The organism is Streptomyces sp. NBC_00086, assembly GCF_026343255.1.
Lineage (GTDB): Bacteria > Actinomycetota > Actinomycetes > Streptomycetales > Streptomycetaceae > Streptomyces.
Genome location: NZ_JAPELZ010000001.1, coordinates 4,397,195 through 4,423,753, shown reverse-complemented (window position 1 = coordinate 4,423,753; position 26,559 = coordinate 4,397,195). Strand labels below are relative to the sequence as shown.

The 26,559-nt window shown below is 71.8% G+C and carries 27 protein-coding genes; 9 read left to right on the top strand and 18 right to left on the bottom strand.

Annotation, left to right across the window (positions count from 1 at the left end; all coding sequences use genetic code 11):
- Nucleotides 1-23: 23 nt before the first annotated feature.
- Both OG276_RS19835 and OG276_RS19830 read right to left on the bottom strand, forming a co-directional pair.
- Nucleotides 24-1,268 (bottom strand): GNAT family N-acetyltransferase, encoded by a 1,245-nt coding sequence (locus OG276_RS19835; RefSeq protein ID WP_266907312.1) that lies wholly within the window; start codon nucleotides 1,266-1,268, stop codon nucleotides 24-26.
- A gap of 73 nt (nucleotides 1,269-1,341) precedes the next feature.
- A complete protein-coding gene (locus OG276_RS19830; RefSeq protein WP_266907310.1) occupies nucleotides 1,342-1,971 on the bottom strand; it encodes an AmfC protein in 630 nt (209 codons plus the stop codon).
- A 412-nt stretch (nucleotides 1,972-2,383) separates the two neighbouring features.
- Between OG276_RS19830 and OG276_RS19825 the strand changes: the two genes are divergently transcribed.
- Both OG276_RS19825 and dtd read left to right on the top strand, forming a co-directional pair.
- On the top strand, nucleotides 2,384-3,943 hold the full coding sequence (locus OG276_RS19825) for a hypothetical protein (protein WP_266907308.1): 1,560 nt from the start codon (nucleotides 2,384-2,386) through the stop codon (nucleotides 3,941-3,943).
- A 29-nt stretch (nucleotides 3,944-3,972) separates the two neighbouring features.
- Entirely contained in the window at nucleotides 3,973-4,398 is a 426-nt protein-coding gene (dtd, locus tag OG276_RS19820; RefSeq protein ID WP_266907306.1) for a D-aminoacyl-tRNA deacylase, read from the top strand.
- 43 nt (nucleotides 4,399-4,441) lie between these two features.
- Here dtd and OG276_RS19815 read toward each other — a convergent pair whose 3' ends face one another.
- The 13 genes from OG276_RS19815 to OG276_RS19760 all read right to left on the bottom strand — a co-directional run bounded on the left by OG276_RS19815 (nucleotide 4,442) and on the right by OG276_RS19760 (nucleotide 14,490).
- Nucleotides 4,442-5,410, bottom strand: a complete 969-nt coding sequence (locus tag OG276_RS19815) for a folate-binding protein YgfZ (protein WP_266907304.1) — start codon at nucleotides 5,408-5,410, stop codon at nucleotides 4,442-4,444.
- Between the two features lie 80 nt (nucleotides 5,411-5,490).
- Nucleotides 5,491-5,952, bottom strand: a complete 462-nt coding sequence (locus tag OG276_RS19810; protein WP_323182348.1) for a Fur family transcriptional regulator — start codon at nucleotides 5,950-5,952, stop codon at nucleotides 5,491-5,493.
- Nucleotides 5,953-6,070: 118 nt separating this feature from the next.
- Nucleotides 6,071-6,643: an FABP family protein gene (locus tag OG276_RS19805; protein ID WP_266907302.1), complete on the bottom strand. Its 573-nt coding sequence runs from the start codon at nucleotides 6,641-6,643 to the stop codon at nucleotides 6,071-6,073.
- Between the two features lie 295 nt (nucleotides 6,644-6,938).
- A complete protein-coding gene (locus OG276_RS19800; RefSeq protein WP_266907300.1) occupies nucleotides 6,939-7,904 on the bottom strand; it encodes a hypothetical protein in 966 nt (321 codons plus the stop codon).
- Entirely contained in the window at nucleotides 7,901-8,716 is an 816-nt protein-coding gene (locus tag OG276_RS19795) for a hypothetical protein (protein ID WP_266907298.1), read from the bottom strand. Before OG276_RS19795 ends, OG276_RS19800 begins: the two co-directional genes overlap by 4 nt.
- Nucleotides 8,713-9,621: a hypothetical protein gene (locus tag OG276_RS19790; RefSeq protein WP_266907296.1), complete on the bottom strand. Its 909-nt coding sequence runs from the start codon at nucleotides 9,619-9,621 to the stop codon at nucleotides 8,713-8,715. Before OG276_RS19790 ends, OG276_RS19795 begins: the two co-directional genes overlap by 4 nt.
- A gap of 114 nt (nucleotides 9,622-9,735) precedes the next feature.
- The gene (locus OG276_RS19785; protein ID WP_266907294.1) at nucleotides 9,736-9,999 is read right to left on the bottom strand and encodes a DUF3099 domain-containing protein; all 264 of its coding nucleotides are present in this window, start codon (nucleotides 9,997-9,999) and stop codon (nucleotides 9,736-9,738) included.
- A gap of 168 nt (nucleotides 10,000-10,167) precedes the next feature.
- Entirely contained in the window at nucleotides 10,168-10,458 is a 291-nt protein-coding gene (locus OG276_RS19780) for a DUF1416 domain-containing protein (protein WP_243339454.1), read from the bottom strand.
- A 70-nt stretch (nucleotides 10,459-10,528) separates the two neighbouring features.
- Entirely contained in the window at nucleotides 10,529-11,374 is an 846-nt protein-coding gene (locus tag OG276_RS19775) for a sulfurtransferase (protein ID WP_112449118.1), read from the bottom strand.
- A 176-nt stretch (nucleotides 11,375-11,550) separates the two neighbouring features.
- Nucleotides 11,551-11,634 carry a putative leader peptide gene (locus OG276_RS40965; RefSeq protein WP_350206375.1) on the bottom strand — a complete coding sequence of 28 codons (84 nt, stop codon included), beginning with the start codon at nucleotides 11,632-11,634 and terminating at the stop codon, nucleotides 11,551-11,553.
- Between the two features lie 164 nt (nucleotides 11,635-11,798).
- Entirely contained in the window at nucleotides 11,799-12,512 is a 714-nt protein-coding gene (locus OG276_RS19770; protein WP_266907291.1) for a DUF2993 domain-containing protein, read from the bottom strand.
- Nucleotides 12,513-12,776: 264 nt separating this feature from the next.
- Nucleotides 12,777-14,225 carry a hypothetical protein gene (locus tag OG276_RS19765; RefSeq protein WP_266907289.1) on the bottom strand — a complete coding sequence of 483 codons (1,449 nt, stop codon included), beginning with the start codon at nucleotides 14,223-14,225 and terminating at the stop codon, nucleotides 12,777-12,779.
- Between the two features lie 10 nt (nucleotides 14,226-14,235).
- Nucleotides 14,236-14,490, bottom strand: a complete 255-nt coding sequence (locus OG276_RS19760) for a MoaD/ThiS family protein (protein WP_266907287.1) — start codon at nucleotides 14,488-14,490, stop codon at nucleotides 14,236-14,238.
- Nucleotides 14,491-15,036: 546 nt separating this feature from the next.
- Here OG276_RS19760 and OG276_RS19755 point away from each other — a divergent pair.
- The 5 genes from OG276_RS19755 (at nucleotide 15,037) to OG276_RS19735 (ending at nucleotide 20,953) form a co-directional block, all read left to right on the top strand.
- Nucleotides 15,037-15,807 (top strand): response regulator transcription factor, encoded by a 771-nt coding sequence (locus tag OG276_RS19755; protein WP_243339450.1) that lies wholly within the window; start codon nucleotides 15,037-15,039, stop codon nucleotides 15,805-15,807.
- 81 nt (nucleotides 15,808-15,888) lie between these two features.
- Entirely contained in the window at nucleotides 15,889-16,911 is a 1,023-nt protein-coding gene (locus tag OG276_RS19750) for a LacI family DNA-binding transcriptional regulator (RefSeq protein WP_266907285.1), read from the top strand.
- A gap of 553 nt (nucleotides 16,912-17,464) precedes the next feature.
- Entirely contained in the window at nucleotides 17,465-18,676 is a 1,212-nt protein-coding gene (locus OG276_RS19745; protein WP_266907283.1) for a S1C family serine protease, read from the top strand.
- 64 nt (nucleotides 18,677-18,740) lie between these two features.
- Nucleotides 18,741-19,490 carry a response regulator transcription factor gene (locus OG276_RS19740; protein WP_266907282.1) on the top strand — a complete coding sequence of 250 codons (750 nt, stop codon included), beginning with the start codon at nucleotides 18,741-18,743 and terminating at the stop codon, nucleotides 19,488-19,490.
- Nucleotides 19,487-20,953 carry a cell wall metabolism sensor histidine kinase WalK gene (locus tag OG276_RS19735; protein ID WP_266907280.1) on the top strand — a complete coding sequence of 489 codons (1,467 nt, stop codon included), beginning with the start codon at nucleotides 19,487-19,489 and terminating at the stop codon, nucleotides 20,951-20,953. The genes OG276_RS19740 and OG276_RS19735 overlap by 4 nt, the downstream gene beginning before the upstream one ends.
- On the opposite strand, the gene OG276_RS19730 is transcribed toward OG276_RS19735, so the two are convergent.
- Together OG276_RS19730 and OG276_RS19725 are read right to left on the bottom strand one after the other, a co-directional pair.
- Nucleotides 20,933-21,886, bottom strand: a complete 954-nt coding sequence (locus OG276_RS19730) for a phosphatidylinositol-specific phospholipase C (protein ID WP_266907278.1) — start codon at nucleotides 21,884-21,886, stop codon at nucleotides 20,933-20,935. The two genes, OG276_RS19735 and OG276_RS19730, sit on opposite strands and share 21 nt — an antisense overlap.
- A gap of 76 nt (nucleotides 21,887-21,962) precedes the next feature.
- A complete protein-coding gene (locus OG276_RS19725) occupies nucleotides 21,963-22,532 on the bottom strand; it encodes a TetR/AcrR family transcriptional regulator (protein WP_266907276.1) in 570 nt (189 codons plus the stop codon).
- Between the two features lie 123 nt (nucleotides 22,533-22,655).
- Here OG276_RS19725 and OG276_RS19720 point away from each other — a divergent pair, with 123 nt between their 5' ends.
- Nucleotides 22,656-23,456, top strand: coding sequence for an alpha/beta fold hydrolase (locus OG276_RS19720; RefSeq protein WP_266907274.1), 801 nt, complete (start codon nucleotides 22,656-22,658; stop codon nucleotides 23,454-23,456).
- Nucleotides 23,457-23,544: 88 nt separating this feature from the next.
- Here OG276_RS19720 and OG276_RS19715 read toward each other — a convergent pair whose 3' ends face one another.
- Nucleotides 23,545-25,365 (bottom strand): bifunctional UDP-sugar hydrolase/5'-nucleotidase, encoded by a 1,821-nt coding sequence (locus OG276_RS19715; protein WP_266907272.1) that lies wholly within the window; start codon nucleotides 25,363-25,365, stop codon nucleotides 23,545-23,547.
- Between the two features lie 252 nt (nucleotides 25,366-25,617).
- Here OG276_RS19715 and mshD point away from each other — a divergent pair, with 252 nt between their 5' ends.
- Nucleotides 25,618-26,550: a mycothiol synthase gene (gene mshD, locus OG276_RS19710; protein WP_266907270.1), complete on the top strand. Its 933-nt coding sequence runs from the start codon at nucleotides 25,618-25,620 to the stop codon at nucleotides 26,548-26,550.
- The last annotated feature ends 9 nt before the right edge of the window (nucleotides 26,551-26,559 follow it).

Below are 26,559 nucleotides of genomic sequence, written 5' to 3'. Positions count from 1 at the left end.
CCCGCCCAACACCCGTACAGGGCTCAGAAGATGTCCGGGCACCACGGCCGGCGCGCCGTGCGGAACACCACGTCCGCGAGCGCGAGCGCCCCGGGGCGCTCCTCCGTGATCCCGCCGAGCGCCGCCAGCCGCACCGCCGACGCGTCGCCCAGGTACAGCGCCCCCAGTGTGCCCACGTCCAGACGCAGATCGGCCGGCTCCTCCGTGCGTACGCAGTCCCCCGCGCCCGCGTCCAGCCGGTAGCGCCCGCCCGCCGGCCCGGACGGGTCGGTGACCTCCAGGACGAGGACGCCCGGCACCTCGTACATCCTTGCGCGCAGGGCCCGTACGACGTCCAGCAGCCGCACCCACAGCCAGTCCGCCGAGGTCAGCAGCCGGGCGGCGCGCGCGTCGGGCAGCAGCCCGGTGACGAGGTCGTCGGGGGCGCGGTAGCCGGTGCGGACCTTCACCACCCAGTCGATGGAGCACAGGAAGTGCCACAGCGCCCGCTCCGCCTCCGGGTTCACGGCGAGCAGCTGCATGGCCCGTGCGGTGTTCTGCGGGACCTTGGCGTCGGTCCAGTTGTCGTCGGTGGTGTACCGGACCAGGCCCTCCACCTCGCCGCGCGCGCTGCGGTACACCGCGTGGAAGGACGGCGTGTACGGGTTGTGGGACAGCGTCTGCTCGCCCGTGGCCACCCGCCACCAGCGGGCGTCGCGGCTCACCGCGCCGGGAATGGCCGCCCGCAGCCGCTCGTGCAGCGCCGGGCCCAGCTCCCGCACCTCGGCCTCGTCCACGAGGTCGATGCGCCCGCCGTCACCGGGGACGGCGGCCCGCGGGTCGAGCCCGGTGCGCGGTACGTCGATCTCCCACTCCGCGACGGAGGTGGCGGGCCCGTACCCGTACCGCCCGTAGATCGGGTACTCGGCGGCGATCAGCGTCGACACCACGTCACCGCGCGCGTGGGCGGCGGCCAGCTCGGCGGCCATCATCCGGGTCAGCAGGCCCTGCCTGCGGTGCGTGGGCAGCACGGTCACGCTCGTGACGGCGCTCGACGGGACGAACCCCCCGCCGGGCACGGTCAGTTCCTGCGGGAAGGAGCGGAAGGTCGCCACGCACCGGCCGGTGTCGGCGTCGAACCCGCCCTGGGTCCGGGCGCAATCGAGGTGCCCGGCCACTTGCGCGTGGTCCTCGGCCGTGGGGTGCACCGCGTTCAGGAAACCGGTCTGCTGGGCACGCAGCCACTCGGGAAGCTCGGATTCGGCGATCGGCCGGACGTCAGCGCTCATGGCGAACCACGCTAATCTGCCCGGCCCGCCCCCGTCGCCCGCATTTCCCGCGGGCCCCCGCACCCCCGCCCGCTCAGGCCAGCAGGTCGTCCACCTGGGCCTCGCCCTCCCGGTAGCGCCGGGTGATCTCCGCGCTGCAGTCGTCGGCCGTGCGCTGGAGCTGCTGGCGGCGCCGCGACACCTGCTGCTCGTAGCGCACCAACTTCCCCATGCCCTCGTGGAGTTCCTCGTCCGTGCGCGCGCCCAGGTCCGACAGCTCCACGTCGGAGAGCATCTCGGCCGCCAGCAGCCGGTACTCCTCCCCGTGCGGGGTGCCGAGGGTGACGTGCCGGGCGGAGGCGCTGCGGCTGGAGGGAGCGTCCGCGAGGATCTCCGACAGCCGGTCCACCACCGGCGCCTCGGGGTCCGTACGCCGGGCGAGCTCGGCGCGCAGGATGTCGATGCGGCCCTGGAGCAGCCGCCGTACGTAGCTCAGGTCGGCCTCGTCGCGCTGCGCGTCGCGGCGCAGCGCGCGCAGCTCGGGCAGCCCGAGCGCGGTGGTCGCCGTCGCCGCGACGTCCGCGGCCCCGGACCGCTGCGCGGGCGGGCGCGGCGCCGGGGTCTCGGCGGAGGCCGCGGGTGCGCCGGGCACGCCGGATCCCATGGGTCCGATGGGTGGTCCGATGGGCGCAGAAGCAGGTGCGGAGGTACCAGAAGTATTCATGCGTTCGTGTCCGTCCCCTCGACCGGTGCTGGGGGCACCGCCTGCGTGCATCGTGCCACTCCCCGTGGTACCGACGCAGTCCCACTCCACCCGATCGGCCCCGGACGGCCCAACTGATTCGCCTGTCAGCCGCTGCCGTCCACCAGATACCTCATATGGGTGAAGGGAAAGGGTTCGAGGCACCCGCACCTTCACGGAAACGCCAGTCTCAGTGAGGAACATCCGTGCTGTTGTGCGTGATGGGGAGGGGAGGCCGGTGGTGCGCTTGAGAGCGAGGAGTGTCGGGGGGAGGCGACGGCAGCCTCCACTGCGACGCCCGTCGGCCGACCCCTTCACGGTGTCGGTGCCCGCCGGCGCGCGCATCCGGGATCGTCTGCGTCCGTCCACCTGCGACGCAGAGGTCCTGCGGATCGTGGGTGATCACCTCGGCAGGTACGCCCGTGCCGACCTGGCCGAGCGGTTGCGGATCGGGATGGTGCCCGCGAAGGAGGATCGGCGTGCGGAGCGCAAGCGTGCGCTGACGAAGGTGTCGTCGTCGCGCTGGGCGGGGGCGATCACTCGCGCGTCCGATGACCAGCACCAGTTGTCTCGCCGGAGCCTGTTCGACGAGCGGACCTCGCTGCGCCGGACCATCGTGAAGATCCGCCGGCGTCTGGCAGTGCCGTGCGGCCGGCGCCTGGGTGGTGTTCGGGGCTATCCGGACCCGGCCGAAAGAACACAGAAGCAGCGCCGGTTGCAGGTCCTCACTGCCCGACTGACCGAGGTGGAACGGCGGATCGAGTCCGGGCATCCGGCGATCGTCATCGGCGGCCGGAAGCTCGCCAAGATGCGGCACCGCCTCACCGCCGCTGGGCTCACCGAGGCCGGGTGGCGGGAACGGTGGGACGCACGTCGCCTGTTCCTGACCGCCGACGGCGAGTCGGGTGCGCCGCACGGCAACTACACGATCACCGTGAATTCGGCCGACGGCACGGTCGCCCTCGTCCTGCCCGAACCACTCAGGCACCTCGCGAACGCCCCGCGCGGGCGGTACCGGCTCGCCTGCACCGTCACCTTCAATCACCGCCGAGACGAGTGGCTGGACCGGATCACCGCCAACCGTTCCGTCCGCTACGACATCGTCCGCGACCCGGAACGCGGCCGCTGGTACCTCGACGCCTCCTGGTCCACCCCGAGAACGCTCCTCCCCACCCCTGCCGAGCTGGCCGCAACCGGCGCCCGGCTGCTTGCCGTGGACCTCAACGCCGATCACCTGGCCGCCTGCGTCGTCGACGCCCACGGCAACCCCGCCGGCCGACCGGTCACGATTCCCACCGACCTGACCGGCCCCACCTCGCAGCGCGACGGACGCCTCCGTCAGGCGATCACCCACCTGATCCACCTCGCCCATCAGCACGGCTGCGCCGGCCTGGCCATCGAGAACCTCGGCTTCGCCGACGCCCGCGCCACCGGTCGCGAGACGATGGGACGCGGCAAACGCGGCAAGGCATTCCGGCGCACGGTCGCGGGCTTGCCCACGGCACGCTTCCGCGACCGGCTGTCCGGCATGGCCCACCACGCCGGCCTCGTCGTCATCGCCGTCGACCCCGCCTACACCAGCCGCTGGGGAACCCTGCACTGGAAGGCCCCCCTCCAGCAGCAATCCAAGATCATGACCGTCACCGGCCACCACGCGGCCGCGGTGGCGATCGGCAGACGCGCCCTCGGACACGGGATCCGGCGTCGGCCAGGTGTGACCGCACACGACCAGAGGATCGTCGCGCGGAGAGCTACCGGCCAGACCGCTCCCCTGCCGAGGGCGCGAGGGACCGCGAGCCCGCCCAGGACCACAGGCACACCCCACCCGGGTGACAAGACCTGCCGGGACCGAAGCGACCAGCTCGCGCTGTTCCCCGTCCCCCAAGACCGTTCGGGGAGACAACCGGCAACGCCGGTGGGCAGCGATGGGGCCGATACCGGCCCTCATCGATAGCAGCGGTGCACGCCTGGTACACAGGTGTCATGCGAGCAGTGGTGCAGAGGGTGGACGGCGCGAGCGTCGTGGTGGCCGGCGAGACCGTCGGGGAGATCGTCGGGGAGGGGCTGTGCGTGCTGGTGGGGGTGACCCACGACGACACCCCGGAGAAGGCGGAGTTGCTGGCGCGCAAGCTCTGGTCGGTGCGGATCCTGGAGGCCGAGAAGTCCTGCAGCGACGTGAACGCGCCGCTGCTGGTGATCTCCCAGTTCACCCTCTACGGAGACGCCCGCAAGGGCCGCCGCCCCACGTGGAACGCGGCCGCCGGCGGGGCGTTCGCCGAGCCGCTCGTGGACGCGGTCGTGGCGCACCTGCGGGCGTTGGGCGCGACGGTGGAGACGGGCCGGTTCGGCGCGGACATGAGGGTCTCGCTGACCAACCACGGCCCGTTCACCATCGTCATCGACATCTAGATCGACATCTGGATCGGCATCCAGGCCGTCGCGCGCGCCGCGGTCACGGCGCTACGACGACCTCCTGCGAGGCGGCCGTCTTGCCCACCAGCAGCGGGGCGTCCACCGGGACGTTCCGCTTGACCAGTGCGAGGGCGATCGGGCCCAGCTCGTGGTGGCGGACCGAGGTGGTCACGAAGCCCAGCTGGCGGCCCTCCTCCCCGTCCGCGGCCAGGCGTACGGGCGCGCCGTGCGCGGGGAGCAGCACCTCGGAGCCGTCCAGGTGCAGGAAGACCAGCCGGCGCGGGGGCTTGCCCAGGTTGTGGACGCGGGCCACCGTTTCCTGGCCGCGGTAGCAGCCCTTCTGCAGGTGCACGGCGGTGCCGATCCAGCCGAGCTCGTGCGGGATGGTGCGGTGGTCGGTCTCCAGGCCGAGCCGCGGCCGGTGCGCCTCGACGCGCAGGGCCTCGTACGCGAGGAGCCCGGCGGCCGGGCCGTGGGAGGCGGCGAAGGCCTCCAGTCCGTCGCGCGGCAGGAACACGTCGCGGCCGTACGGGGTCTCCCGTACGGCGAGTTCCTTGGGGACCTCGGCGATGGAGCCGGCCGGCAGGTGCACGACGGCGAACTCGGCGGTGCGGTCGGCGACTTCCACGCGGTAGAAGAAGATCATCGACTCCAGGTAGGCGATCAGCGCCTCCTGGGTGCCGGGCTCGACGTGCATCCACATCGTCTCGCCGTCGTCGACGAGGTAGAGCGCGTGCTCGATGTGGCCGTTCGCGGAGAGGATCAGCGCCTCGGTGGCCTGGCCGGCCGGGAGGGCGGTGACGTGCTGAGTGATCAGCAGGTGCAGCCAGCTCAGCCGGTCCGAGCCGGTGACGGTGACCACCCCGCGGTGGGAGAGGTCGACGAAGCCGCGGCCGTCGGCGAGCGTGCGCTGTTCTCCGTACAGCTCTCCGTAGTGGGCGGCGACGCCCTCGTCGCGGCCTTCGGCCTGGACGGCGCCGGGGAGATGGAGCAAGGGGCTGCTGGTCATGGCACCAGCCTACGACCCTGCCCCGAACGGACCTAGGGCACGCCCGCGTGCCTGCTGCCCGGCGCGCTGCCCGGCGCTGCCTAGCGCTGCTTGGCGGCGCAGGTCTTGCAGCGGCCGAAGATCGCGAAGTGCTTCATGTCGGTCTCGAAGCCGAAGGTGTCGCGGAGCTTGGACGTGAACTCGGCGGCGATGTCCACGTCCGCCTCGATGACCTCGGTGCAGTCGCGGCAGACCAGGTGGATGTGGTGGTGCCGGTCGGCGAGGTGGTACGTGGGGGCCCCGTGCCCGAGGTGGGCGTGCGAGACGAGCTTCAGCTCCTCCAGGAGCTCCAGCGTGCGGTAGACGGTGGAGATGTTGACCCCGGAGGCCGTCTTGCGGACCTCCACGAGGATCTCGTCCGGGGTGGCGTGCTCCAGGGCGTCGACGGCCTCCAGCACGAGCTGACGCTGCGGGGTCAGGCGGTATCCGCGCTGGCGCAGGTCGCTCTTCCAGTCGCCGCCGTCGGCGGCGGCGAGGTTCTCGGTGCTGTCGGTGGTCACCACCCGGCCAGTGTAGGCCTCGGGTCGCCGCGGGGGGAGCGGGGAGAGCGGTGGACATGCGGGAGCCCCCGGCGGCCAAAGCTGCCGGGGGCTCCTGCGCGTACGTACGACCTCGCCAGGCCTAGCGGAAGAAGGCGATGCCGTCGTCCGGCATGTCCGGAAGGTTGCGCGCCATCTCGGCGACCTCCTCGGGCGTGACGACCTTCTTCAGCTGGGCCGACTTGTACGGGCGCAGCTCCACCTCGGGGGTGGCCTTCTCGCCGACCCACATCAGGTCGCCCTTGACGTAGCCGTAGAGCCGCTTCCCGCCGGTGTGCGGGCGGGAGGTGGCCGTACGGGCCACGGCGTCGGTGACCACGTCGATCTGCGGCTTCTGGTCGGCGAGGTCGCCGTACCAGATCTCCACGACCCCCTGGTCGCGCACCATGACGATCTCGACCTTGCGCTGGCTGTCGATGCGCCAGTAGCCCGACTCGGACTCCAGCGGCCGCACCTTGTTGCCCTCGGCGTCAAGAACCCAGCTGTGCGAGTGGTACTCCAGGAAGTCCCGGCCGTCGTGGCTGAAGACGACTTCCTGGCCGAAGTTGCACTTCTCCTCACCGGGGAAGTCGAAGACGCCTGCGCCTTCCCAATTGCCCAGGAGGAAGGCGAGGGGAACGAGGCTCGGGTTCAGGTCGGACGGAATCTGGATCATGGATGGCTGCTCAGCTCAGGCGATCTGTGGGAGGGGTTCCGGTATCCGGGGCGGTCGGCGGCAGATCCGAGGGGATCAGCGCTGGCCCTGGTACAGCTTCTTCACGGCCAGGACGGAGAAGGCGAGGACGCCGACGCAGACCAGGACCAGCAGGGAGGTGAAGACTGCCTCAAGCACGGGGTGCTCCTCGGAGTGTGTGACGGCATTACGGGGCCGGTCCCCAAGCCTACTGGCCCGGGGACCGGCACACTCTGTGAGGTTGCCCGTACGGGGGGAGGCTCCGTGTCGGACGGCGCTAGCGGAGCAGCTGGTGCTGGAGGATCACCGTCTGGTGGAAGGGGACGGTCGCCACATCGCCCTTGCGGGTCTGCAGGATCACGGCCTGGACATCACCGGACTGGATGCAGCCGACCTTGACCTGCTCGTCGCCGACCGGTGCGGGTTCCCGGTAGAGCGCGAGTCCGCCGCCGATCACCGCGGACTGTCCGCTCTTGGCCTTGTTCCAGTCGAGGTCCAGATCAGTACGGGCGACGCCGCCCAGCTTCATGTCCCGGCTGCAGCCCTTGAACGTGTCCACGAATCCCGAGGCGTGGAAGCGGAGCAGGTAGATCCGGGTGCGCGTGCCGTCGGGGGTGGTCCAGCCGCGGCCGACGATCTGGCGCAGTCCCTCGTTGGTGAACTGCTCCTGCATCTTCGGGCGCTCGCCGGACTCGTACTCCTCCAGGAAGGTGCCGACGCTCACCACCTCGTCCTTCTCCAGCTTCAGCTTGGAGTCCGGAGTGGAATCGGTGGGCGGCGACAGGAGCAGCTGAGTGAGACCGGCGTAGTGGATGCCGTCCGGGTTGTCCTTCCCGAAGGGCAGCGCCGCACCCGCCGGCAGCACCGGCTTGGCCAGCGCCGGGTACGTCCAGCGGCCGTCGCTCTTGGTGGACAGGCCCGGGATGTCGGTGCGCTCGGGCTGGGTGACCTCGTACGCGACACCCGTGCCGACGGCGCCGAAGACGAGGACGGCGGCGGTCCAGCGCAGCGCGGCGAACAGCTTGCGGCGGTCCTTGGGCGCGGCCGGTACGGCCGGTGCGGCCGGGGTCGCGGTGCCCGCGGGCTGGTCGGCCGGGGGTCCCGACGGGCCGGCCGGGGCCTGGGCGGTCGGGTCCTGCCCGGGAGTCGGCGACGCGGGGGCCGGGTCCGCGGCCACGGCGGCCTGCGGGACGGCGTCCTCGACGGGCCCGGGCGCCGCTTCGGTGGTGTTCTGCTCGGTCACGCGGACTCCCCCGGGGACTTCAGGTGGCTCAGCTGGTTCTTGAAGAACTCGACGACTTCGGAGGTGGGGAAGGGCTTCGGCCCGTAGGAGTGGAAGGTGACCATCACGTCGCCCTCGACGGCCACGCAGTCGAGGGAATCGATCTTCTCCTTGCCCTTCTCCCCGATCGCCTCCAGCGCACACTTGGCGGCCGGGAACCCGTCCACCTTCGGCGCCTCGCGGCCGTCACCTGTGTATTCGAGGACCTTCTTGGTGATCCGCGAGAAGCTGTCCAGCGCCTTCGGGTCGGCCTGCATGATGCGGACCTCGGCGTACCAGATCGTGTTCGTGTGGATGTAGCTGCGTCCGGCCAGGCCCTTGAGCTTCATCTCGGCCAGCAGCTTGTCGCGGTCCTTGCGCTGCGAGCTCGTCAGGCCGTTGCGGGTCTCCCTGAGGGCCTCGACCGCCTGCTCGCCGGAGACGACGAAGTCGCTGCCGTCCGCCCCCAGGTCCGTGCCCAAGCGGAGGTCGCCCGTCACCGGCAGCAGCTTGCCCGAGAGGGAGTTCCCCGGCACCGCCTCGGGCGTGGGCAGCACGCCCATCCTCTCGCCCAAGGGGACCCAGTAGGCGGTGGGCGCCTCGCGGTCCGCGTCCTCGATCGCGGCGGCGGCCCACACACCGCCGCCGAGGAACACGGCCACCGCCGCGCCGGCGGCGGTCAGGGCGAGCGCCTTGCGGCTGGTCTTCCGGCGCGCGGGCACGGCAGCCGCCTCGACGGGCGCCGAGGACTGCGGGTCCGCGGCCGGGATCGTCTCGTTCTGCGGCTCGGTCACAGTCGCTCCAGCTGTCGCTTGGCCAGGTTCACGACATCGCCCTGGGTGATCTTGCCGCGGTTGTTCGTGTAGTGGATGTCGAGCACGATGTCGCCGCGGCGGGCGAGAGCGCGAGCGTTGCGCAGCGGAAGGTACCCCGGCTTCTCGTCGGCCTTCGAGTCCACCCAGACGTGCCCCAGTTCGGCCGGGAGGCCCGGAATCGCCACGCCCTCGTTGCCCGCGTGCTCCGCCTCGGGCATGTACTCGGACTGGCTCGTCTGGTACTCCTCCGCCCCCTGATGGTCCTTGAACTGGATCAGGCGCACGTCGACGAAGACGGTGTCGTTCACCTCCCAGCCCACCGACGCGATCCGCCTGACGTCCAATTCGGACAGGGAGCCCACCATCACGTCCGGACGCTTGAAGAAGGTCGCGAAGTACTCGGGGGGTACATAGCCCGTTCCCTGTCCCTTCGCCCCGCCCGGCACCTCGACCAGCAGCTTCGCGAGGTCATCGTCCGTCTTGTGCCAGCGGTTGGCGTTGATCGTCTGGTGCGTGGTGGCGTCGTCGGGCGCCAGCGCCTTCGGATAGGCCAGGTCCGCCTGCGCCAGCGGCGCCAGCGGCGTCGGTTCGCGGTCGTACTGGATCGCGTAGCCGGTGATCGTGCCCGCCAGGACGCCGAGCACGGCGGCGCCGGCGATCAGGAGGACCGCACGGCGGCCGCGCCGGACGCGGGGAGTGGCCGGAGCCGTCTCCAGAACTGCGTCGGGGGCCGTGCCGGGAGCGGTTTCGAGGGTGGCTTCAGGAGCCGCTTCGGGAGCTTCAGGAGCTGCTTCGGGAGCTGCCGAAGCCGCGTCCGGAGTGCCCGGTTCCGGGGCACTCTCCGCCTCTTTCCGCTGGTCAGGGATGGTCTGTTCGTGTTCCAAAAGAAGTCCCCCCACAGGACTGGAGTCGCGGACCGATCGCCCGCGTACACAGAAGACACCCTCGCGTGGGGAGATGTTGTGATCACCCTTATTACATTTTTATCTCAACAGGTTTCAATCCTCGCGACGCGGCTTTCCGTCCAGTTCGTCCCACCACTCGTCGGACTTCGCATCACCCGAGGGGTCGTCCCACCAGCGGTCGTCCGGGCCGCGCCGGTTCGCGACCATCGCGGCGACCGGCGGAATGACCATGGCGACCACGCACATCGCCACGGCGGCCGGGATGGACCACAGGCGCACGAAGGACCAGGCGGAGACGAAGAGGAACAGGCATCCGCCCATGAGCAGGAAGTAGGCGCGGCGCCGCCGGGCGTACATGCCTCCAGGGTAGGGCCGCCCCGCACTCCCGGGGAGGTCCGGAACGGCCCGGAACGACACGAAGGGCCGCACCCCGATCCGATGGCGTCCAACCCCCGGGGGTGCGGCCCTTCGGCCGGTCGTGCAGTCATGCGGTCGTGCAGTCATGCGGTCACACAGGTGCGGTGCTCAGACCGCGATCGCCACGTCCGTGACGCCGCCGGACTCGACGACGACCACGGCGCGGTCCGCCTGGGCGCCGGGCACGAGGGCGCGCAGCGTCCAGGAGCCCTCGGCCGCGTAGAAGCGGAACTGGCCGGTGGCCGAGGTCGGGACCTCGGCGGTGAACTCGCCGGTCGAGTCCAGCAGACGGACGTAGCCGCTGATGGGCTCGCCGTCCTTGGTGACCTGGCCCTGGATGGCCGTCTCACCGGGCTTCAGCGTCGAGAGGTCGGGCCCGCCGATCTTTGCTCCACACATGTTCTCTGTCCTGTCCTAGAGAGGTATGACTACGGGGCGTCGCGTGCCCCGAAATACTGGGTGCCCGGAACTACTTGTTGGCGCCGAGCTCGATCGGCACGCCGACCAGCGAGCCGTACTCGGTCCACGAGCCGTCGTAGTTCTTGACGTTCTCCTGGCCCAGGAGCTCGTGCAGCACGAACCAGGTGAGCGCGGAGCGCTCACCGATGCGGCAGTAGGCGATGGTGTCCTTCGCCAGGTCGACCTGCTCGGCCTGGTAGAGGGCGGTGAGCTCCTCGTCGGACTTGAAGGTGCCGTCGTCGTTGGCGTTCTTCGACCACGGGATGTTGCGGGCGCTCGGGATGTGGCCCGGACGCTGCGACTGCTCCTGCGGGAGGTGCGCCGGCGCGAGGAGCTTGCCCGAGAACTCGTCGGGCGAGCGGACGTCGACCAGGTTCTTGGTGCCGATCGCGGCGACCGCGTCGTCACGGAAGGCGCGGATCGAGGTGTCCTGGGCCTTGGCCTTGTACTCGGTGGCCGGGCGGCTCGGGACCTCGGTGCCGTCGACCAGGTCGCGGGAGTCGAGCTCCCACTTCTTGCGGCCGCCGTCGAGCAGGCGGACGTCCTGGTGGCCGTAGAGCTTGAAGTACCAGTAGGCGTAGGACGCGAACCAGTTGTTGTTGCCGCCGTAGAGGACGACGGTGTCGTCGTTGGAGATGCCCTTGGCGGAGAGGAGCTTCTCGAAGCCCTCCTGGTCCACGAAGTCGCGGCGGACCGGGTCCTGGAGGTCGCTCTTCCAGTCGATCCGGACGGCGTTGGTGATGTGGTTCTTGTCGTACGCGGACGTGTCCTCGTCCACCTCGACGATGACGACGTTCGCGTCGTTCAGGTGGGCCTCGACCCAGTCGGCGTCTACGAGGACGTCGCTGCGGCTCATGGTGTTCTCCTCCGGGGCAGTGTGCGGCGGGGTGCTGCTGATGGTGCGGGGTGCGTGCGTCCGGGTGCGCTCGCGGATCCTGTTGCGGGGAGGCTTCAGGAGGGCGGGAGGCAGAGGTGGTCGCACGGGAAAGCGGAAGGCCGTCGTCCGGCTATGGAGCGGGATGCGCTCACACGTCACATGGATCGACAGAGCATGGCGGCGACGCGACACAGGTCTACTGCCCGTCGCTTCGTGAGGTCCGCCTGCTGATGCTTCATAGCCATGGATCGTAGGGACGAATCGGCCGCCCTGTCACCGCCGTGTCATATTTCGAGACAGGATCGTCCGAATACTGGGATGAGGCCCCTTGTGGATCTTCGGGCGCGGGGCGCGCGGAGCCCCGTACGGCCCTCCCATCTGCGGATCGGACCCACTCGTCTCACTATCCGGCCAGGGCCAGATTCTTACCGCCCAGGGTGAGCACCACGCCGGACTCGTCCGAGGTCAACTCCGTCAGCCGGACCCCCGACGGCAGACCGCCGTCGATCCGCCGGTCGAAGTCGGTCTTCCTGCGGACCACGGCCTCGATCCCGGGCAGGCCCTCGCCCGGCACCTCGTCGGCACGGACCCGGACGATGGTCTTACCCGTCCCGTCGCCGGAGTCGACGAGGGAGACCGTCGACACCACGCTGCGGCTGAGCGTCCTGCCGAGGAACTCCACGCTCGCGGTCACCTTCAGCTTGCCCGGCGCCCCGCCGTAGGCGACCTTCACCCCGGGCTGGGCGGCCGCGGTCAGGTCGGCGTACGTGACGAGGGCCGAGCCCTTGGCGGAACGGGCGGTGCCGCCGTCGTAGTCGCCGTTCAGCTCCACCCCGCGGAAGGCGACCCGCAGCCGGGACAGGTGCGTCGTACGGCCGTCCGCGGTCGCCACGTCCACGCTGGCCACCTTCAGGTCGACCTCGTCGAGGTCGCGGGTGAGCAGCTGGGTCAGGAAGGGGAACCCGTGGACGTCCGCCTCCACCCCGGACAGACCCTGCCTGGCCTGGATCCGGTCCGCCAGCCGGTCCTCGGCATAGCCGGCGGCCCAGCGGTCCAGCCCGACGAACAGGCCACCGAGAACCACGCCGATGATCACAACGACACGCAGGACACGCACGTGCCCACCCCCCAGACGATTTGGTACGTCGGCCCAGTGGACCATGACCGGCCGTGAGAACGCTGTGAGTTGACGTCCGGCGACGTGAAGGCAGGTTGGGGCGTGGTGGGCCCTGGCGAGGCCCGGTGGGGCTCGGTGGGGCCTGACGAGGCTCAGTGGGGCCCGGTGGGGCTCGGTGGGGCCCACCGAGGCGATAAGGCAGGCGGCATGACAACGCCCGCCCCGGGCAAGCGGGGCGGGCGCTCAGGAGGGGAGGCCGGGGCCTCAGCCCACCACCCTGCCGATCAGGTAGACCGCCGGCGCCGCCGCGGCCAGCGGCAGCGCGACACCGGCCGTCATGTGGACGAACTTCGACGGGTAGTCGTACGCGGCCACGCGCAGCCCGATCAGCGCGCACACCCCGGCCGCCAGGCCGATCAGCGCACCGCCGGCTCCGACGGACGTCAGCCCGCCCACGGCGATGCCCGCACCGGCCGCGGCGGCCAGCGAGACGCCGACCGAGGGCGCGGTGGGCAGCGGGAGCGCCCGGGCGAAGACGGCCACCGCCACGGCGGCGGCACCCACGCTCACGGCGGCGGAGTCGGCCGCGAGATAGCCGGCGCAGACGACGGCCAGCGCGGCCGAGGCCACGGACGCCATCAGCCCGTACATCCGCTCGTCGGGATCCGCGTGGCTGCGCAGCTGGAGCACCAGCGTCAGCAGCACCCAGGCGCCGAGGGTGCCGACGATCGCGCCGGGGCCGTACGGCTCGTCCACCGCGAGCACCGCCACGTCGGCGACGACCGCCCCGGCGAAGGCCAGGGCGATGCCCTGACGGGCCGGCCACATGCCGTTGAGCCGGAACCAGCCCGCCGCGGTGAGGCCCTGGAGGGCGATCAGGGGCGCGAGCAGTGCGTACTCGCTCAGCGCGGCGGCGGCCGCGAGGACCAGCCCGAGCGCGGCCGTCAGTATGGCCGCCTGCGGACCGGGATCGATGATCGGAGAGCGGCCTTCGGCGCGGGCCTGGGCGGGGTCCACGGCGCGCAGCGTGTTGCCCGCGAGGGTGGGCGGCGACCAGGCGGGCTCCTCCTCGGCCGCCCCGTCGGCCGCCACCGCTGGCGCGGCGGGAGCCCCGTCCGGGGCCTGGTCCGCCTGCGGCGGGAGGTACGGGGCCGCCTCCGCGACCCACTCCTGGCCGGGAGCGGGAGCCTGGACCTGCGCCGGGTGGGCCTGGGCCGCCTGGGCCTGGGCCGCGTGCGCCTCCGCCTGGAAGGGCTCGGACGGGCCGGGGTAGGGCGCCGGGTACGCCGCCTCCCCCCACTGCTGCGGCTGCTCGGCCTGCGGGGCCTGCGCCTCCTCGCGGAACCAGTGGTCCGGGGCCGCGGTCTGCGGGTGCGCCTGAGCCGCGTAGGGGTCCTGGTAGGGATCCGCGTAGGCCTGCTGCTGCCCCCACTCCTGCCCGGAGACGGGCGCCTGAGGCTGCCCCTGCCCCTGCCCCTGCCCCGGGGCCTGCGGCTCCTCGCGGAACCAGCCCTCGGGGGCGACCGGGTACTGCGCCGGTACGCCGTCCAGCGGCGCCTGCACCGGCTGGTACGAGGTGTCCCACGTAGGGGACTGCCAGGTCTGGGTCCCGTACGGATCCGGCTGCTGCTGTTGCTGCTGCTCTAGAAACTGCTGTTGCTGCTGTTGCTGCAACTGCTGCTGCTGTTCCTCAGGCGTGCTCGGTGTAGTCATCGGGGTCCGCTCACCCGCCCGCGAACGGCGGGAGCACCTCGACGGTGCCCCCCTCGGTCAGCTGGACGGAATCGTGCGGGCGCTTGCCCACGGGCTCTTCGTTCACGAGGAAGGAGCAGCGCAGCAGGACCCGGGTCAGCTCCCCGGGGTGGCGTTCCCGCACGGCGTCGAGCGCCTCGGCCAGTGTCCGCGCCGAGTACGGCTCCTCCGCCGTCTTGGCCGCGGCCTTCGCCGCCGCCCAGTAGCGGATGGTTCCGGTTGCCACTGCACGCTCCTCTCGTCGGCGCTCTGCCGTCGGCCTCCATCATGAACCCTCCCGCCCCCGATCCCGGCGTGCCCCAGCGCGCCCCGCGTGCGCCCAGGCGGCCCGCGCGGGGTCCACCGATCCGGTGAAACCGGCGCATATGCAGGTGCCGGGGGTGGTGGGAACCACAGAAGTGGAACGCTCCGAAGCCTCGGCCCCGCCGGGGCGGGTGGGCTATTCTGCTGGCGAGAGGATCCGGGCAACGTAGCCCCCGGGTCCTTTTGTGCTTTCAGCACGTTGAACGGACCGAGAACAGTGGTGTCCATCCGGGCCTCAGGGCGCGGGGGCCGGACGGACACCTGCAAGTCGTACGAAGCAGTGCCGCGAAAGTCCTCGACGGGACCGAGGAGGAACCGACGTGATGGACCAGCGAACCGTCGTGCAAGTGCAGGTGCGGGCAGAGGTACAGGCGCACGCACCTGCGCAAGCACACCGCCGGAACGACCAGCACCACCAGAACGACCAGCACGACCAGCACCACCGTCCGACCCGGGCGGGGGGCCTGGCATGAGCTCACTCCTGCTCCTGACCAATGCCCTGCAGCCCTCGACCGAGGTGCTGCCGGCCCTCGGCCTGCTGCTCCACAGCGTCCGGGTGGCGCCCGCCGAGGGCCCCGCCCTCGTGGACACCCCGGGCGCCGACGTGATCCTCGTCGACGGCCGCCGCGACCTGCCCCAGGTGCGGTCGCTGTGCCAGCTGCTCCGCTCCACGGGGCCCGGCTGCCCGCTGATCCTCGTCGTCACCGAGGGCGGCCTCGCGGCCGTCACCGCCGACTGGGGCATCGACGACGTCCTCCTCGACACCGCGGGACCGGCCGAGGTCGAGGCGCGGCTGCGCCTCGCCACCGGCCGCCAGCAGCTCGGCTCGGACGACTCCCCGATGGAGATCCGCAACGGCGACCTCTCGGTCGACGAGGCGACGTACTCGGCGAAGCTGAAGGGCCGGGTCCTGGACCTGACCTTCAAGGAGTTCGAGCTCCTGAAGTACCTCGCCCAGCACCCGGGCCGGGTCTTCACCCGTGCGCAGCTGCTCCAGGAGGTGTGGGGCTACGACTACTTCGGCGGCACCCGCACCGTCGACGTGCACGTACGTCGTCTGCGCGCGAAACTCGGGCCCGAGCACGAGTCGCTGATCGGCACCGTCCGCAACGTCGGGTACCGCTTCGTCACCCCGGAGAAGGTGGAACGGGCGGCGGCGGAAGCGGCCGCGCAGGCGGCAACCAAGGCGGCGGCCGAGGCCTCCGCGCGGGCTGCCGCGGCACTCACCCGGATGGACTAGGGAGCGCGTGGGAAGGCTGTGGGAATGACCTCCTCCGGACGCCCTGCCCAGAGGTAGGTCACCCCGCGTAGACTTCCGCGCGTGGCCAAGGTGACGCGGGATGACGTGGCACGACTTGCGGGTACTTCTACCGCCGTCGTGAGCTACGTCATCAACAACGGACCCAGGCCGGTTGCCCCGGCCACGCGCGAGCGTGTCCTCGCCGCGATCAAGGAACTGGGCTACCGCCCGGACCGGGTCGCCCAGGCGATGGCCTCGCGCCGCACCGACCTCATAGGCATGATCGTCCCCGATGCCCGCCAGCCGTTCTTCGCGGAGATGGCGCACGCGGTCGAGCAGGCCGCCGCCGAGCGCGGAAAGATGGTGCTGGTCGGGAACTCCGACTACCGCACCGAGCGTGAGGTCCACTATCTGCGGGCCTTCCTCGGGATGCGGGTCTCCGGTCTGATCCTGGTCAGCCAGGGCATGAGCGAGCAGGCCGCCTCCGAGATCGAGGCCTGGGACGCCCGCGTGGTCCTCCTCCACGAGCGCCCCGAGGCCATCGACGACGTCGCCGTCGTCACGGACGACATCGGCGGCGCGCAGCTCGCCACCCGGCACCTCCTCGAACACGGGCACCCGTACGTGGCCTGCCTCGGCGGCGTCGAGAACACCCCCGAGGTCGGCGACCCGGTGGCCGACCACGTCGAGGGCTGGCGGCGGGCCATGCTCGAATCGGGCCGCTCGGTGGAGGGCCGGCTCTTCCAGGCCCCGTACAACCGCTACGACGCGTACAAGGTCGCCCTGGAGCTCCTGGCCGGACCGGACCGCCCGCCCGCGATCTTCTGCGCTACGGACGACCAGGCGATCGGCGTCCTGCGCGCCGCGCGGGAGCTGCGCATCGACGTGCCCGAGCAGCTGGCGGTGGCCGGCTTCGACGACGTCAAGGAGGCGGCCCTGACGGACCCGCCCCTCACCACCATCGCCTCGGACCGCCCCGCGATGGCCCGCGCCGCGGTGGACCTCGTCCTGGACGACGCCCTGCGGGTGGCGGGCTCCCGCCGCGAACGCCTGAAGCAGTTCCCGTCGGCCCTGGTCATCCGCCGCTCCTGCGGCTGCCGCTGATTCCTCTTGATGCGCCGCTCGCGCGGTGCGGCCCTGGAGGGCCTTACCGGCTTCGCGCCGCTGCGCCGAACTCCGTCCGGCGGCGTGGCTGGTCGGCGCTGCGGCCACTGCCGTCCCGGCGCGGGCCCGGTGGGCGGGTGCGGCTGGGTGGCCCTGCGGGGCTGGGTTCCCCTACCCACCCTTCGCCCGTTCCCCGGGCTCTGCCCGGACCCGCTCCCTCGTGCGGCGCCGTTCCCGGGGGCCAGCCCCCGGACCCCCGCTCCTCAAACGCCGGAGGGGCTGGAATTGCTCTGCGGGCAGGTGCAATCGGAGGTCGCCCGAACCCAGCCTCGCCGGCGTTTGAGGCGCGGGGTCTGGGGCGGAGCCCCAGGGGGTCCGGGCAGTGCCCGGGGAACGGTGGAAGGGTGGGTCGGGGACTTTGCCCTGCAGGGTCCACCCGGCCGCACCCGGGGTGCCGGACCACACCCGGCCTTATATCGGGCATACACGGTTCTGTCGGGCTTCTCAGCGGGGACTCAGGAAGCTCTCATCATCGGCGGACACAGTCATATCCATGACCGAGAACCTCCGCCGCGAAGGCGAGTACCCCCAGGAAAACCGCCCCCAGCAGCCCGCCCCCTGGGGCGAGGACTGGCAGCGCGGTCGTGACCGGCTCGCGCAGGACGCCTCGTACCCGCCGCCGCCCTCCTACCCCCCGGCCGCCCCGGCCCCGGGCTGGCACGAGGCCCACACTCCCCAGGTCATCCAGGGCGAGACCGTCCCCCAGAACAGCGGCGGCGGAGCCGGCGACGGCTGGGCCACCTGGGGCGAGGCCGCCCCGGCGGCCCCCGCCCCGGCCCAGGGCCACGCCCGCGCCAAGCGTCCGGTCGCCCTCCTCGCCGCCGTGGCCCTCGCGGCCGCCGTCGTCGGCGGCGGAACGGCCGCCGCCGTCCAGCAGATGCTGAACAAGACCAACGGCACCGGCACCGGCGTCAACGGCAGCACCATCTCCCAGTCGAACAGCGGCACCGTCTCCGGCGTCGCCGAGAACGTCAGCCCCTCGGTCGTCCGCATCGACACCAGCACCTCCTCCGGCCAGGGCACCGGCTCCGGCATCGTGATCACCGCCGACGGCGAGATCGTCACCAACAACCACGTGATCGACGGCGCCGCCAAGATCCAGGTGACGATGAGCGACGGCAAGAAGTACAGCGCGAAGATCGTCGGCACGGACCCGGACAAGGACCTCGCCCTCATCAAGCTGGAGGGCGCGAGCGGCCTCAAGCCGGCCAGCCTCGGCAACTCCGACAACATCAAGGTCGGCGACGAGGTCGTCGCCATCGGCTCCCCCGACCGCCTCACCGGCACGGTCACCAGCGGCATCGTCTCCGCGCTCAACCGCGAGGTGAACGTCCCGAAGTCCGAGAAGCAGCAGTCCCCCCAGGACGGCTTCCCGTTCTCCTACGGCGGTCAGCAGTTCAACGGGAACACCGGCACGGACACCACCTCGTACAAGGCCATCCAGACGGACGCCTCGCTCAACCCCGGCAACTCCGGCGGCGCGCTCGTCAACATGAACGGCGAGATCGTGGGCATGCCCTCCGCGATCTACTCCCCCTCCAGCGGCAGCGGCTCCGCCGGCAGCGTCGGCCTCGGCTTCGCCATCCCCGTCAACACCATCAAGGCCGACCTCCCCTCCCTCCGCAAGGGCGGCCCGGGCGGTACCGGCAACAGCACCGACAGCGGCACCGGCAGCACCGCGAACGGTTTCGGGACCTCCTTCTAGCCCGACTTCCAGGCCGCCCGTGCGAGCCTGGTAGGAGACCGACCACCACCTGGGGGGACCCCGTATGACCGCCGAAGGCGACCAGCAGCGCATCCTCGTCGTCGACGACGAACCGGCCGTACGCGAGGCCCTGCGCCGCAGCCTGGCCTTCGAGGGGTACGGCACGCAGACCGCCGTCGACGGGCTCGACGCCCTCGACAAGGCAGACTCGTACGCCCCCGACCTGATCATCCTGGACATCCAGATGCCGCGGATGGACGGCCTGACGGCCGCGCGCCGGCTGCGCGCCGCCGGCAGCACCACGCCGGTCCTGATGCTGACCGCCCGCGATACGGTCGGCGACCGCGTCACCGGCCTCGACGCGGGCGCCGACGACTACCTGGTCAAGCCGTTCGAGCTGGACGAGCTCTTCGCCCGGGTGCGCGCCCTGCTGCGCCGCAGCTCGTACGCCGCCCCCTCCGGCGCGGACGGCAGGGCCGACGACGCCGACGCGCTGACCTTCGGCGACCTGCGCATGGACCTCGCCACCCGCGAGGTCACCCGCGGCGGGCGCCCGGTGGAGCTGACCCGTACCGAGTTCACCCTGCTGGAGATGTTCCTCGCGCACCCGCGCCAGGTCCTGACCCGCGAGCAGATCCTCAAGACCGTATGGGGCTTCGACTTCGAGCCCAGCTCCAACTCCCTGGACGTGTACGTGATGTACCTGCGCCGCAAGACCGAGGCCGGGGGCGAGCCCCGCCTGGTCCACACCGTACGAGGGGTGGGCTACGTCCTGCGCGCCGCCGGGGCCGGCGACACCGGCGGTCCGGAGTGAGCCCCACCGCCAGATTCCGTGCCCTGCCGCTCCGCTCCCGCCTCGCCCTGCTGGTCACCGTCGCGGTGGCCCTCGCGGTGGCGGCGGTCGCCGCGGTGTCCTGGGTGATGGTGCGCACCCAGCTGCGCGACCAGCTCGACCGGTCCCTGATGTCGACGAACGCGCCCGCCCAGGTGGGCCTGCTCATCCGCGACAACCGGCCGTGCCCGGAGAAGGCACCCGCCCAGAACAACCAGAACGTGCAGCCCGGCCAGGAGATCGCCTCGAGCCTGAACGCGTCCGTGCAGATCGTGACGGCCGACGGCAGCCACTGCTGGGTGAGCGGTCCGGCGACCCTGCCCGTCACCGAGACCGACAAGCAGATCGCCGCGGGCACCCGCGGCTCCTCCCTCCACGACGTGACCACCGCCGACGGCGTCGACATGCGCGTCTACACCCAGCCCGCGCGGCTCACGGCCAACTCCCCGCTGTTCGCCATCTCGGTCGCCAAGCCGCTCGCCGACATCGACAAGCCCCTGTCCACCCTGGCCTGGGTGCTCCTCTTCGTCTCCGGCGTCGGCATCCTCGGCGCCGGCGTGGCCGGCCTCTGGGTGGCCCGTACGGGCCTACGCCCGGTCGACGAACTGACCGGCGCCGTCGAGCACATCGCCCGCACCGAGGACCTCACCGTCCGCATCCCCGACGAGGGCGACGACGAGATCGCCCGCCTGTCGCGGTCCTTCAACTCCATGACGGCCGCCCTCGCCTCCTCCCAGGAGCGCCAGGCCCAGCTGATCGCGGACGCCGGGCACGAGCTGCGCACCCCGCTCACCTCGCTGCGCACCAACATCGAGCTGTTGGCGCGCAGCGAGGAGACCGGCCGGGCCATCCCGCCGGAGGACCGCAAGGAGCTACTGGCCTCGGTCAAGGCGCAGATGACCGAACTGGCCTCGCTGATCGGTGACTTGCAGGAGCTGTCCCGCCCGGACGCGGCCACCCCCGGCCCGCTCGGCGTGGTGGCCCTGCACGAGATCGCGGGCGCGGCGCTGTCCCGGGCCCGACTGCGCGGTCCGGAGCTGGAGTTCGACTCGGACCTGGCGCCCTGGTACGCACGCGGTGAGGCGGCGGCCCTGGAGCGGGCGGTGGTCAACGTCCTGGACAACGCGGTGAAGTTCAGCCCGCCGGGCAGCACGGTCACGGTGTCGCTGCGCGCGGGCGCGCTGACCGTACGGGACCGCGGTCCCGGCATCCCGGCCGACGACCTCCCGCACGTCTTCGAGCGCTTCTGGCGCTCCCCGTCCGCCCGGGCCCTGCCCGGCAGCGGCCTGGGCCTGTCCATCGTGGCCCGTACGGTGCAGCGCGCGGGCGGCACGGCCGCCCTGCGCGCCCCGGCGGACGGTGGCCCGGGCACGGAGGCGGTCCTCAGCATCCCGGGCGCCCCGACTCCGCCGCCCGCTCAGGCGTCAGTTGTGCCGGATCAGTGAGGCGACCAGGCCGGAGCGGGTGTTCGGGAAGTCCATCGGGACGATCCCGAGTCCGGTCCGGCCGGCCAGCTCGGAGCCGTCGACGAAGGCGTGCACCTGCGGGTTCAGCCGGTCGGAGTTCCAGCGGGGCGGCAGGGCCGCGGCCGTGCTGGTGTAGTTCATGAAGAACCTGCCGGGCTGCTGGACGGCCTTGCGGAAGTGGTTCTCGATCTTGCCCCGTTTGGCGAAGGGCTCGGCCATGTAGTCGTCCTGGATGTCGAAGACGTTGCCGTCGCCGTAGCGCAGGCCGCCGGGGAGGCCGCCGTTGTCGGGGAGCAGCAGCACCTTGCCGCGCACCTGGCCGAGGGCGGGCAGCGAGTCCGCGATCCTGAAGAGCGGGCTCCAGCCCCGGTTGTTCAGGTAGTCGTCGAAGACGGCGCGGAAGGTCGCGTTGCTCTCCTCCGAGTACTCCTGCTTGAGCCGCATCAGCACGGTCTCGGAGGGGTGCGCGGCGAGGAAGTTCCAGCAGGCGGCGAGGACGTCGCCGAACATCAGGTTCTGGTAGTACGCGCCGTGGTGGATCGCGAACGACCCGCCGCTCACCCGGCAGCGGACGTCGAGGAAGCGGATCCCGGAGCCGAGCTGGTCGGCGATGGAGGTGTTCTGACAGGCGACGTAGAGCCCGCCCCTGGTGGCGCCCGAGTCGTGGGTGCCGGGGATGGTCATCCGCTGGAGGGGGGTGGAGTCGCCTAGGCCGCTCATCCAGTCCTGGGTCGAGAGGGCGCTCGCCGCCGTGCCGGTGGCCCGGGGGGCCGCCGAGGCCGTCCCGGCGCCCACGCCGAGCAGGGTCGCGCCGCCCAGGGCGGCCGCCCCCGCGAGGAAGCCGCGCCGGCGCAGCCCCGTCATCGCGCCGCCCTCATCCGTGCCAACGCCCACGCCAACGCCCACGCCCATGCCCGCCCCTTTGCCGACCCAGTGGTGGCCCGGATTATGGCGTGCGGAGCCTCTCATTACTACCCACGGGTAGCGCTCAGCTTTCGAGCAACTCCGCCATCAGGCGCAGCCCTTGGGCGAGGGACCGGCCGTCCGGAGCGTGTTCCGGGTCGGTCAGGCACTGCACCATGACCCCGGTCAGCAGCGCGATGTGCACCGACCCGAGGCTCCGTACGTCCTCCTCCGCGACCTCCTCGACGGGGACCCCGCGCAACTGCGCGGCCACCATGCGCCGGTTGCGGCGCTGACCCTCGGCCAGGACGGCGAGCAGCTCGGGTGAGGACTGCGCGTGCACGAAGGCCTCGACGGAGGCGGTCCAGAGCCAGCGCATCTCGCCGAAGTCCCGGATCTTGCGGTCCCAGGTGTCGGCGTAGCGCTCCCGTGCGGTATCACCCTGCCCGGTGAGCCGGCCCGACCCCGCGGCCCACTCGTCCATGGCCGCGAACAGCGCCTGGTTGAGCAGCACCTCGCGGGTGCCGAAGTGGTAGCCGATCGCGGCCATGCTCACCTGCGCGGCCGAGGCGATGTCGCGCACGGTCGTCCGGAGGTAGCCCTTCTCCTCCAGGCAGCGCCGGGCTCCGGCCAGCAGGTCCTCGCGATTTCCCATGCCGGGATCGTATCCGCGCCCATTTTTGGGCAAGCGCCCTACACGGTTGTATTGCGCGGTTGCCCAAATCCTGGCAGGCTGAACCCAGGCCCACCGACCAGCACACACGGGGAGAGCGACGCCATGCCGAGCAACGCCATGCGCCACGAGCTGAAGATCGACGACCGCACCCTGTCCTACCTGGACTTCGGCGGTCCCGGCCGCCCGCTGCTCGCCCTCCACGGCGCCCTCTCCGAGGGCGCCCACTTCACCGCCCTCGCCGCCGACCTCGGCGAGCAGTGGCGGGTCATCGCCCCCGACCAGCGCGGGCACGGCGACTCCGACCTCGCCCCCGAGTACGGCCGCGCGGGCTACACCGCCGACGCCGTCGCCCTGCTGGAACACCTCGCCCCCGGCGGCCCGGTGCCCGTCCTCGGCTTCTCCCTCGGCGGGGTCAACGCCTACCACCTGGCCGCCACCCGGCCCGATCTGGTGTCCGCCCTGATCAACGTCGACGCCCCGGTGGAGAGCCCGAGCCGGGACGCCCTGTCCTTCTGGGACTTCCTGCACGACCTCCCGTACACCGCGCCCACCCGCGAGGAACTCCTCGCCGCCCTCGGCCCGCTCGCCGAGGGGACCGGGCCCTTCCTGCGCCCGCTGCCAGGGGGAGACACCGGCTGGCGGCTGCCGTTCGACCCCGCGGCCACCCTGGCCACCCTCACCGGAGACGAGAGCTCGCGCTGGGACGTCTGGCTCGCGAGCAGCTGCCCGGCGCTGCTCGTCCACGGGCTGCGCAGCGACGTGCTCTCCCGGGAGCTGGCCGAGGCGATGGTCGCCCGGCGCCCCGGGACCTCGTACACCGGCCTCGACACCGAGCACTTCGTGCCCTTCCAGGACCCGAAGGGCCTCGCGGAGGCCGTACGCGGCTTCCTCGCCGCGCCGTAGGACCCTGCGGGACGCCCGGGAACGCCGAAGGGGCGGCGGGCCGATGGCCCGCCGCCCCTCAAGAGGCAGGTACTGCTTGCTTCAGGTGTTACTTGATGATCGTGATCCGGTCCGCCGCCGGCGGAGCCAGCGGCGCGGCCGGCGAGGAGTGCGCGGTCAGGTAGGCGTTGAGGATGTCCAGGTCGGACGCGCCGACCAGCTTGTTCTTGTGCTCCTTCAGGACGGTGAAACCGTCACCGCCGCCCGCGAGGAACTCGTTCATCGCGACCCGGTAGGTCCGGGCGGGGTCGATGGCCGCGCCGTTCAGCTTCACCGAGTCCACGACGATGCGGTCCGCGCCCGCCTTGGTGGTGTCCAGGGTGTAGGAGAAGCCCTTGGAGATCTGCAGGATCTTCGGACCCGGACCGTTGACCGGCCCGCTGACCTGCTGCTGGAGCATCGTGATCAGCTGGGCGCCGGTCAGGTCCACGACGTTCAGCATGTTCGTGAACGGCTGCACCGTGTACGACTCGCCGTACGTCACCACCCCGTCGCCCTCGCTGCCGGCCGCCTTGTAGGCGAGGTCGCCACGGATGCCGCCCGGGTTCATGACGGCGAGCTCGGCGCCGCCCTTGGCCGCCGGGGCCAGGGCCTCCAGCTGCGCGTCGGCGATCACGTCACCGAGCGGCTTCTCGTACTCCTTCGAGCCGCGGCCCGCGATCTCGGCCGAGATGTAGCCCATCGGACGGTTCGCGATCGGCGCGGCCAGCGCATTCCAGCGCTGGATCAGCGTGGTCATGTCGTCGGCGGGATCCTTCCGGTTGACGACCTTCTGGACCACCAGCGGCGAGGCGACCGGCGTACGGACGATGTCCTTGGTCCGGCGGTCGTACGTGAGGGTGGTGTCCGTGAACAGCCGGCCGAAGGAGGCGGCCGAGGTGACCGTGCGCGGGTTGCCCGCCGGGTCGGGGATGTTGCACGCGTACGCCTGGTGCGTGTGACCGGTGACCATCGCGTCGACCTTCGGCGAGACGTTCTTCGCGATGTCGACGATGGCCCCGGAGATACCGGCGCCGGCACCGGGCACGTTGCAGTCGTAGTTGTACGCGCCGCTCGCGGGCAGGCCGCCCTCGTGGATCAGGGCCACGATCGACTTCACGCCCTGCTTGTTCAGCTCTTCGGCGTACTTGTTGATCGTCTCGACCTCGTCGCCGAACTTGAGGCCCTTGACCCCGTCGGCGGTCACGATGTCGGGGGTGCCCTCCAGGGTGACGCCGATGAAGCCGATCTTCACGTCCCCCTGCTTCCAGACGTACGTGGGGCTCATCATCGGACGCTTGGTCTTCTCGTCCACCACGTTCGCGGCGAGGTACTTGAACTCGGCGCCGCCGAACTCCTTGCCGTACTCGAAGCAGCCCTCGACCGGGTGGCAGCCGCCGTACTGCATGCGGCGCAGCTCGGTCTTGCCCTCGTCGAACTCGTGGTTGCCGACGCTGCTCACGTCCAGGTCGAGGCCGTTGAGCGCCTCGATGGTCGGCTCGTCGTGGAAGAGGCCCGACACCATCGGGCTGGCGCCGATCATGTCACCGGCCGCAGCGGTGACGGAGTACTTGTGGCCCTGGCGGGCCTCGCGCAGACGGGCGGCGAGGTACTCGACACCGCCCGCGAGTATGGGCGTGGCGGTGCCGTCGGCCTGAAGCTCGTTCACGTAGGCCGAGGAGCCCTGCGGGGGCTCCAGGGTGCCGTGGAAGTCGTTGAACGACAGCATCTGTACGTCGACGGTGCGGCCGTTGTCACGGCCGTATCCGTCACCACTCGCGGCTCCGGCCGGAAGGGCGGCGGCGATCATCGCACCGCCCGCCGTGGCAACGGCGAGAGCGGTGAGGGCCAACCGGCGGGTTCGGCGGTGCCGTTGTGGCGTCGCTGACATGTGGTCCCCTTTGCGGACAGCGATACATCTTGGGAGGTCTGGCGAAGCCTAGAGTCAACGCGCGTAGCGCGACAGGGGTACCGGGTATCGAGCTGGTTACACGCACGAGGCGAGCGCCCGTCGGAGGGGCTGTCCGCACCGCCTTCCGCGGGCCCCTCCGACGGCTGTCCGCACGGCCGTCGGGACACCCGTCGGGACGGGCGTCCGGGCCGCACCCCACCGCTCCCCCACCGTGGTCGTAGGCTCGGTTCCATGACTGACGACGCAGCAGTGGTCCTGGAGCCGGGACGCCAGATCCAGACCCTCGACGAACTGACGGACGAACAGGCCGACGCCGTTCTCGCCCTGATCGAGGACGCGGCCCGCACCGACGGCACCACCGCCGTGTCCGAGCAGGGCCGGCTCCAGCTGCGCGGCGGAGCCAGGGAGGGGATCCGCCACTTCCTCCTCACCGCCGACGGACGGCTCACCGCGTACGGGCAACTGGAGGACACCGACCCGGTGGAGGCCCCCGCCGCCGAGCTCGTCGTGCACCCCGCGCTGCGCGGGCGCGGGCACGGGCGGGCGCTGGGCACCGCCCTGCTGGCCGCCTCGGGCAAGCGGATCCGGGTGTGGGCGCACGGCGGCAAGTCGGCGGCCCGCCACCTCGCTCAGGTGCTCGGCCTGACCCTGTTCCGCGAACTGCGCCAGCTCCGCCGCCCGCTCGGCGCGGACTCGGCGCCCCTGCCGGAGGCCGTCCTCCCCGCGGGCGTGACCGTACGCGCCTTCGTGCCCGGCGCCGACGACGCCGCCTGGCTGGCCGTCAACGCGGCGGCCTTCGCCCACCACCCCGAGCAGGGCTCGCTCACGCAGCGGGACCTGAACGACCGCATCGCGCAGCCCTGGTTCGACGCCGCCGGCTTCTTCCTCGCCGAGCGCGACGGCGAAGTGATCGGCTTCCACTGGACGAAGGTGCACGCCGAGCAGCAGCTGGGCGAGGTCTACGTCCTCGGCGTACGCCCCGGCGCGCAGGGCGGCGGCCTCGGCAAGGCCCTCACCGCGATCGGGCTGCGCCACCTGGCCGGGGCCGGCCTGCCCACGGCGATGCTCTACGTGGACGCCGACAACCCGGCGGCCCTGGCCGTATACGCGGGCCTCGGCTTCTCCACCCACGAGGTGGACCTGATGTACCGCACGGAAAGCTGACCCACACAC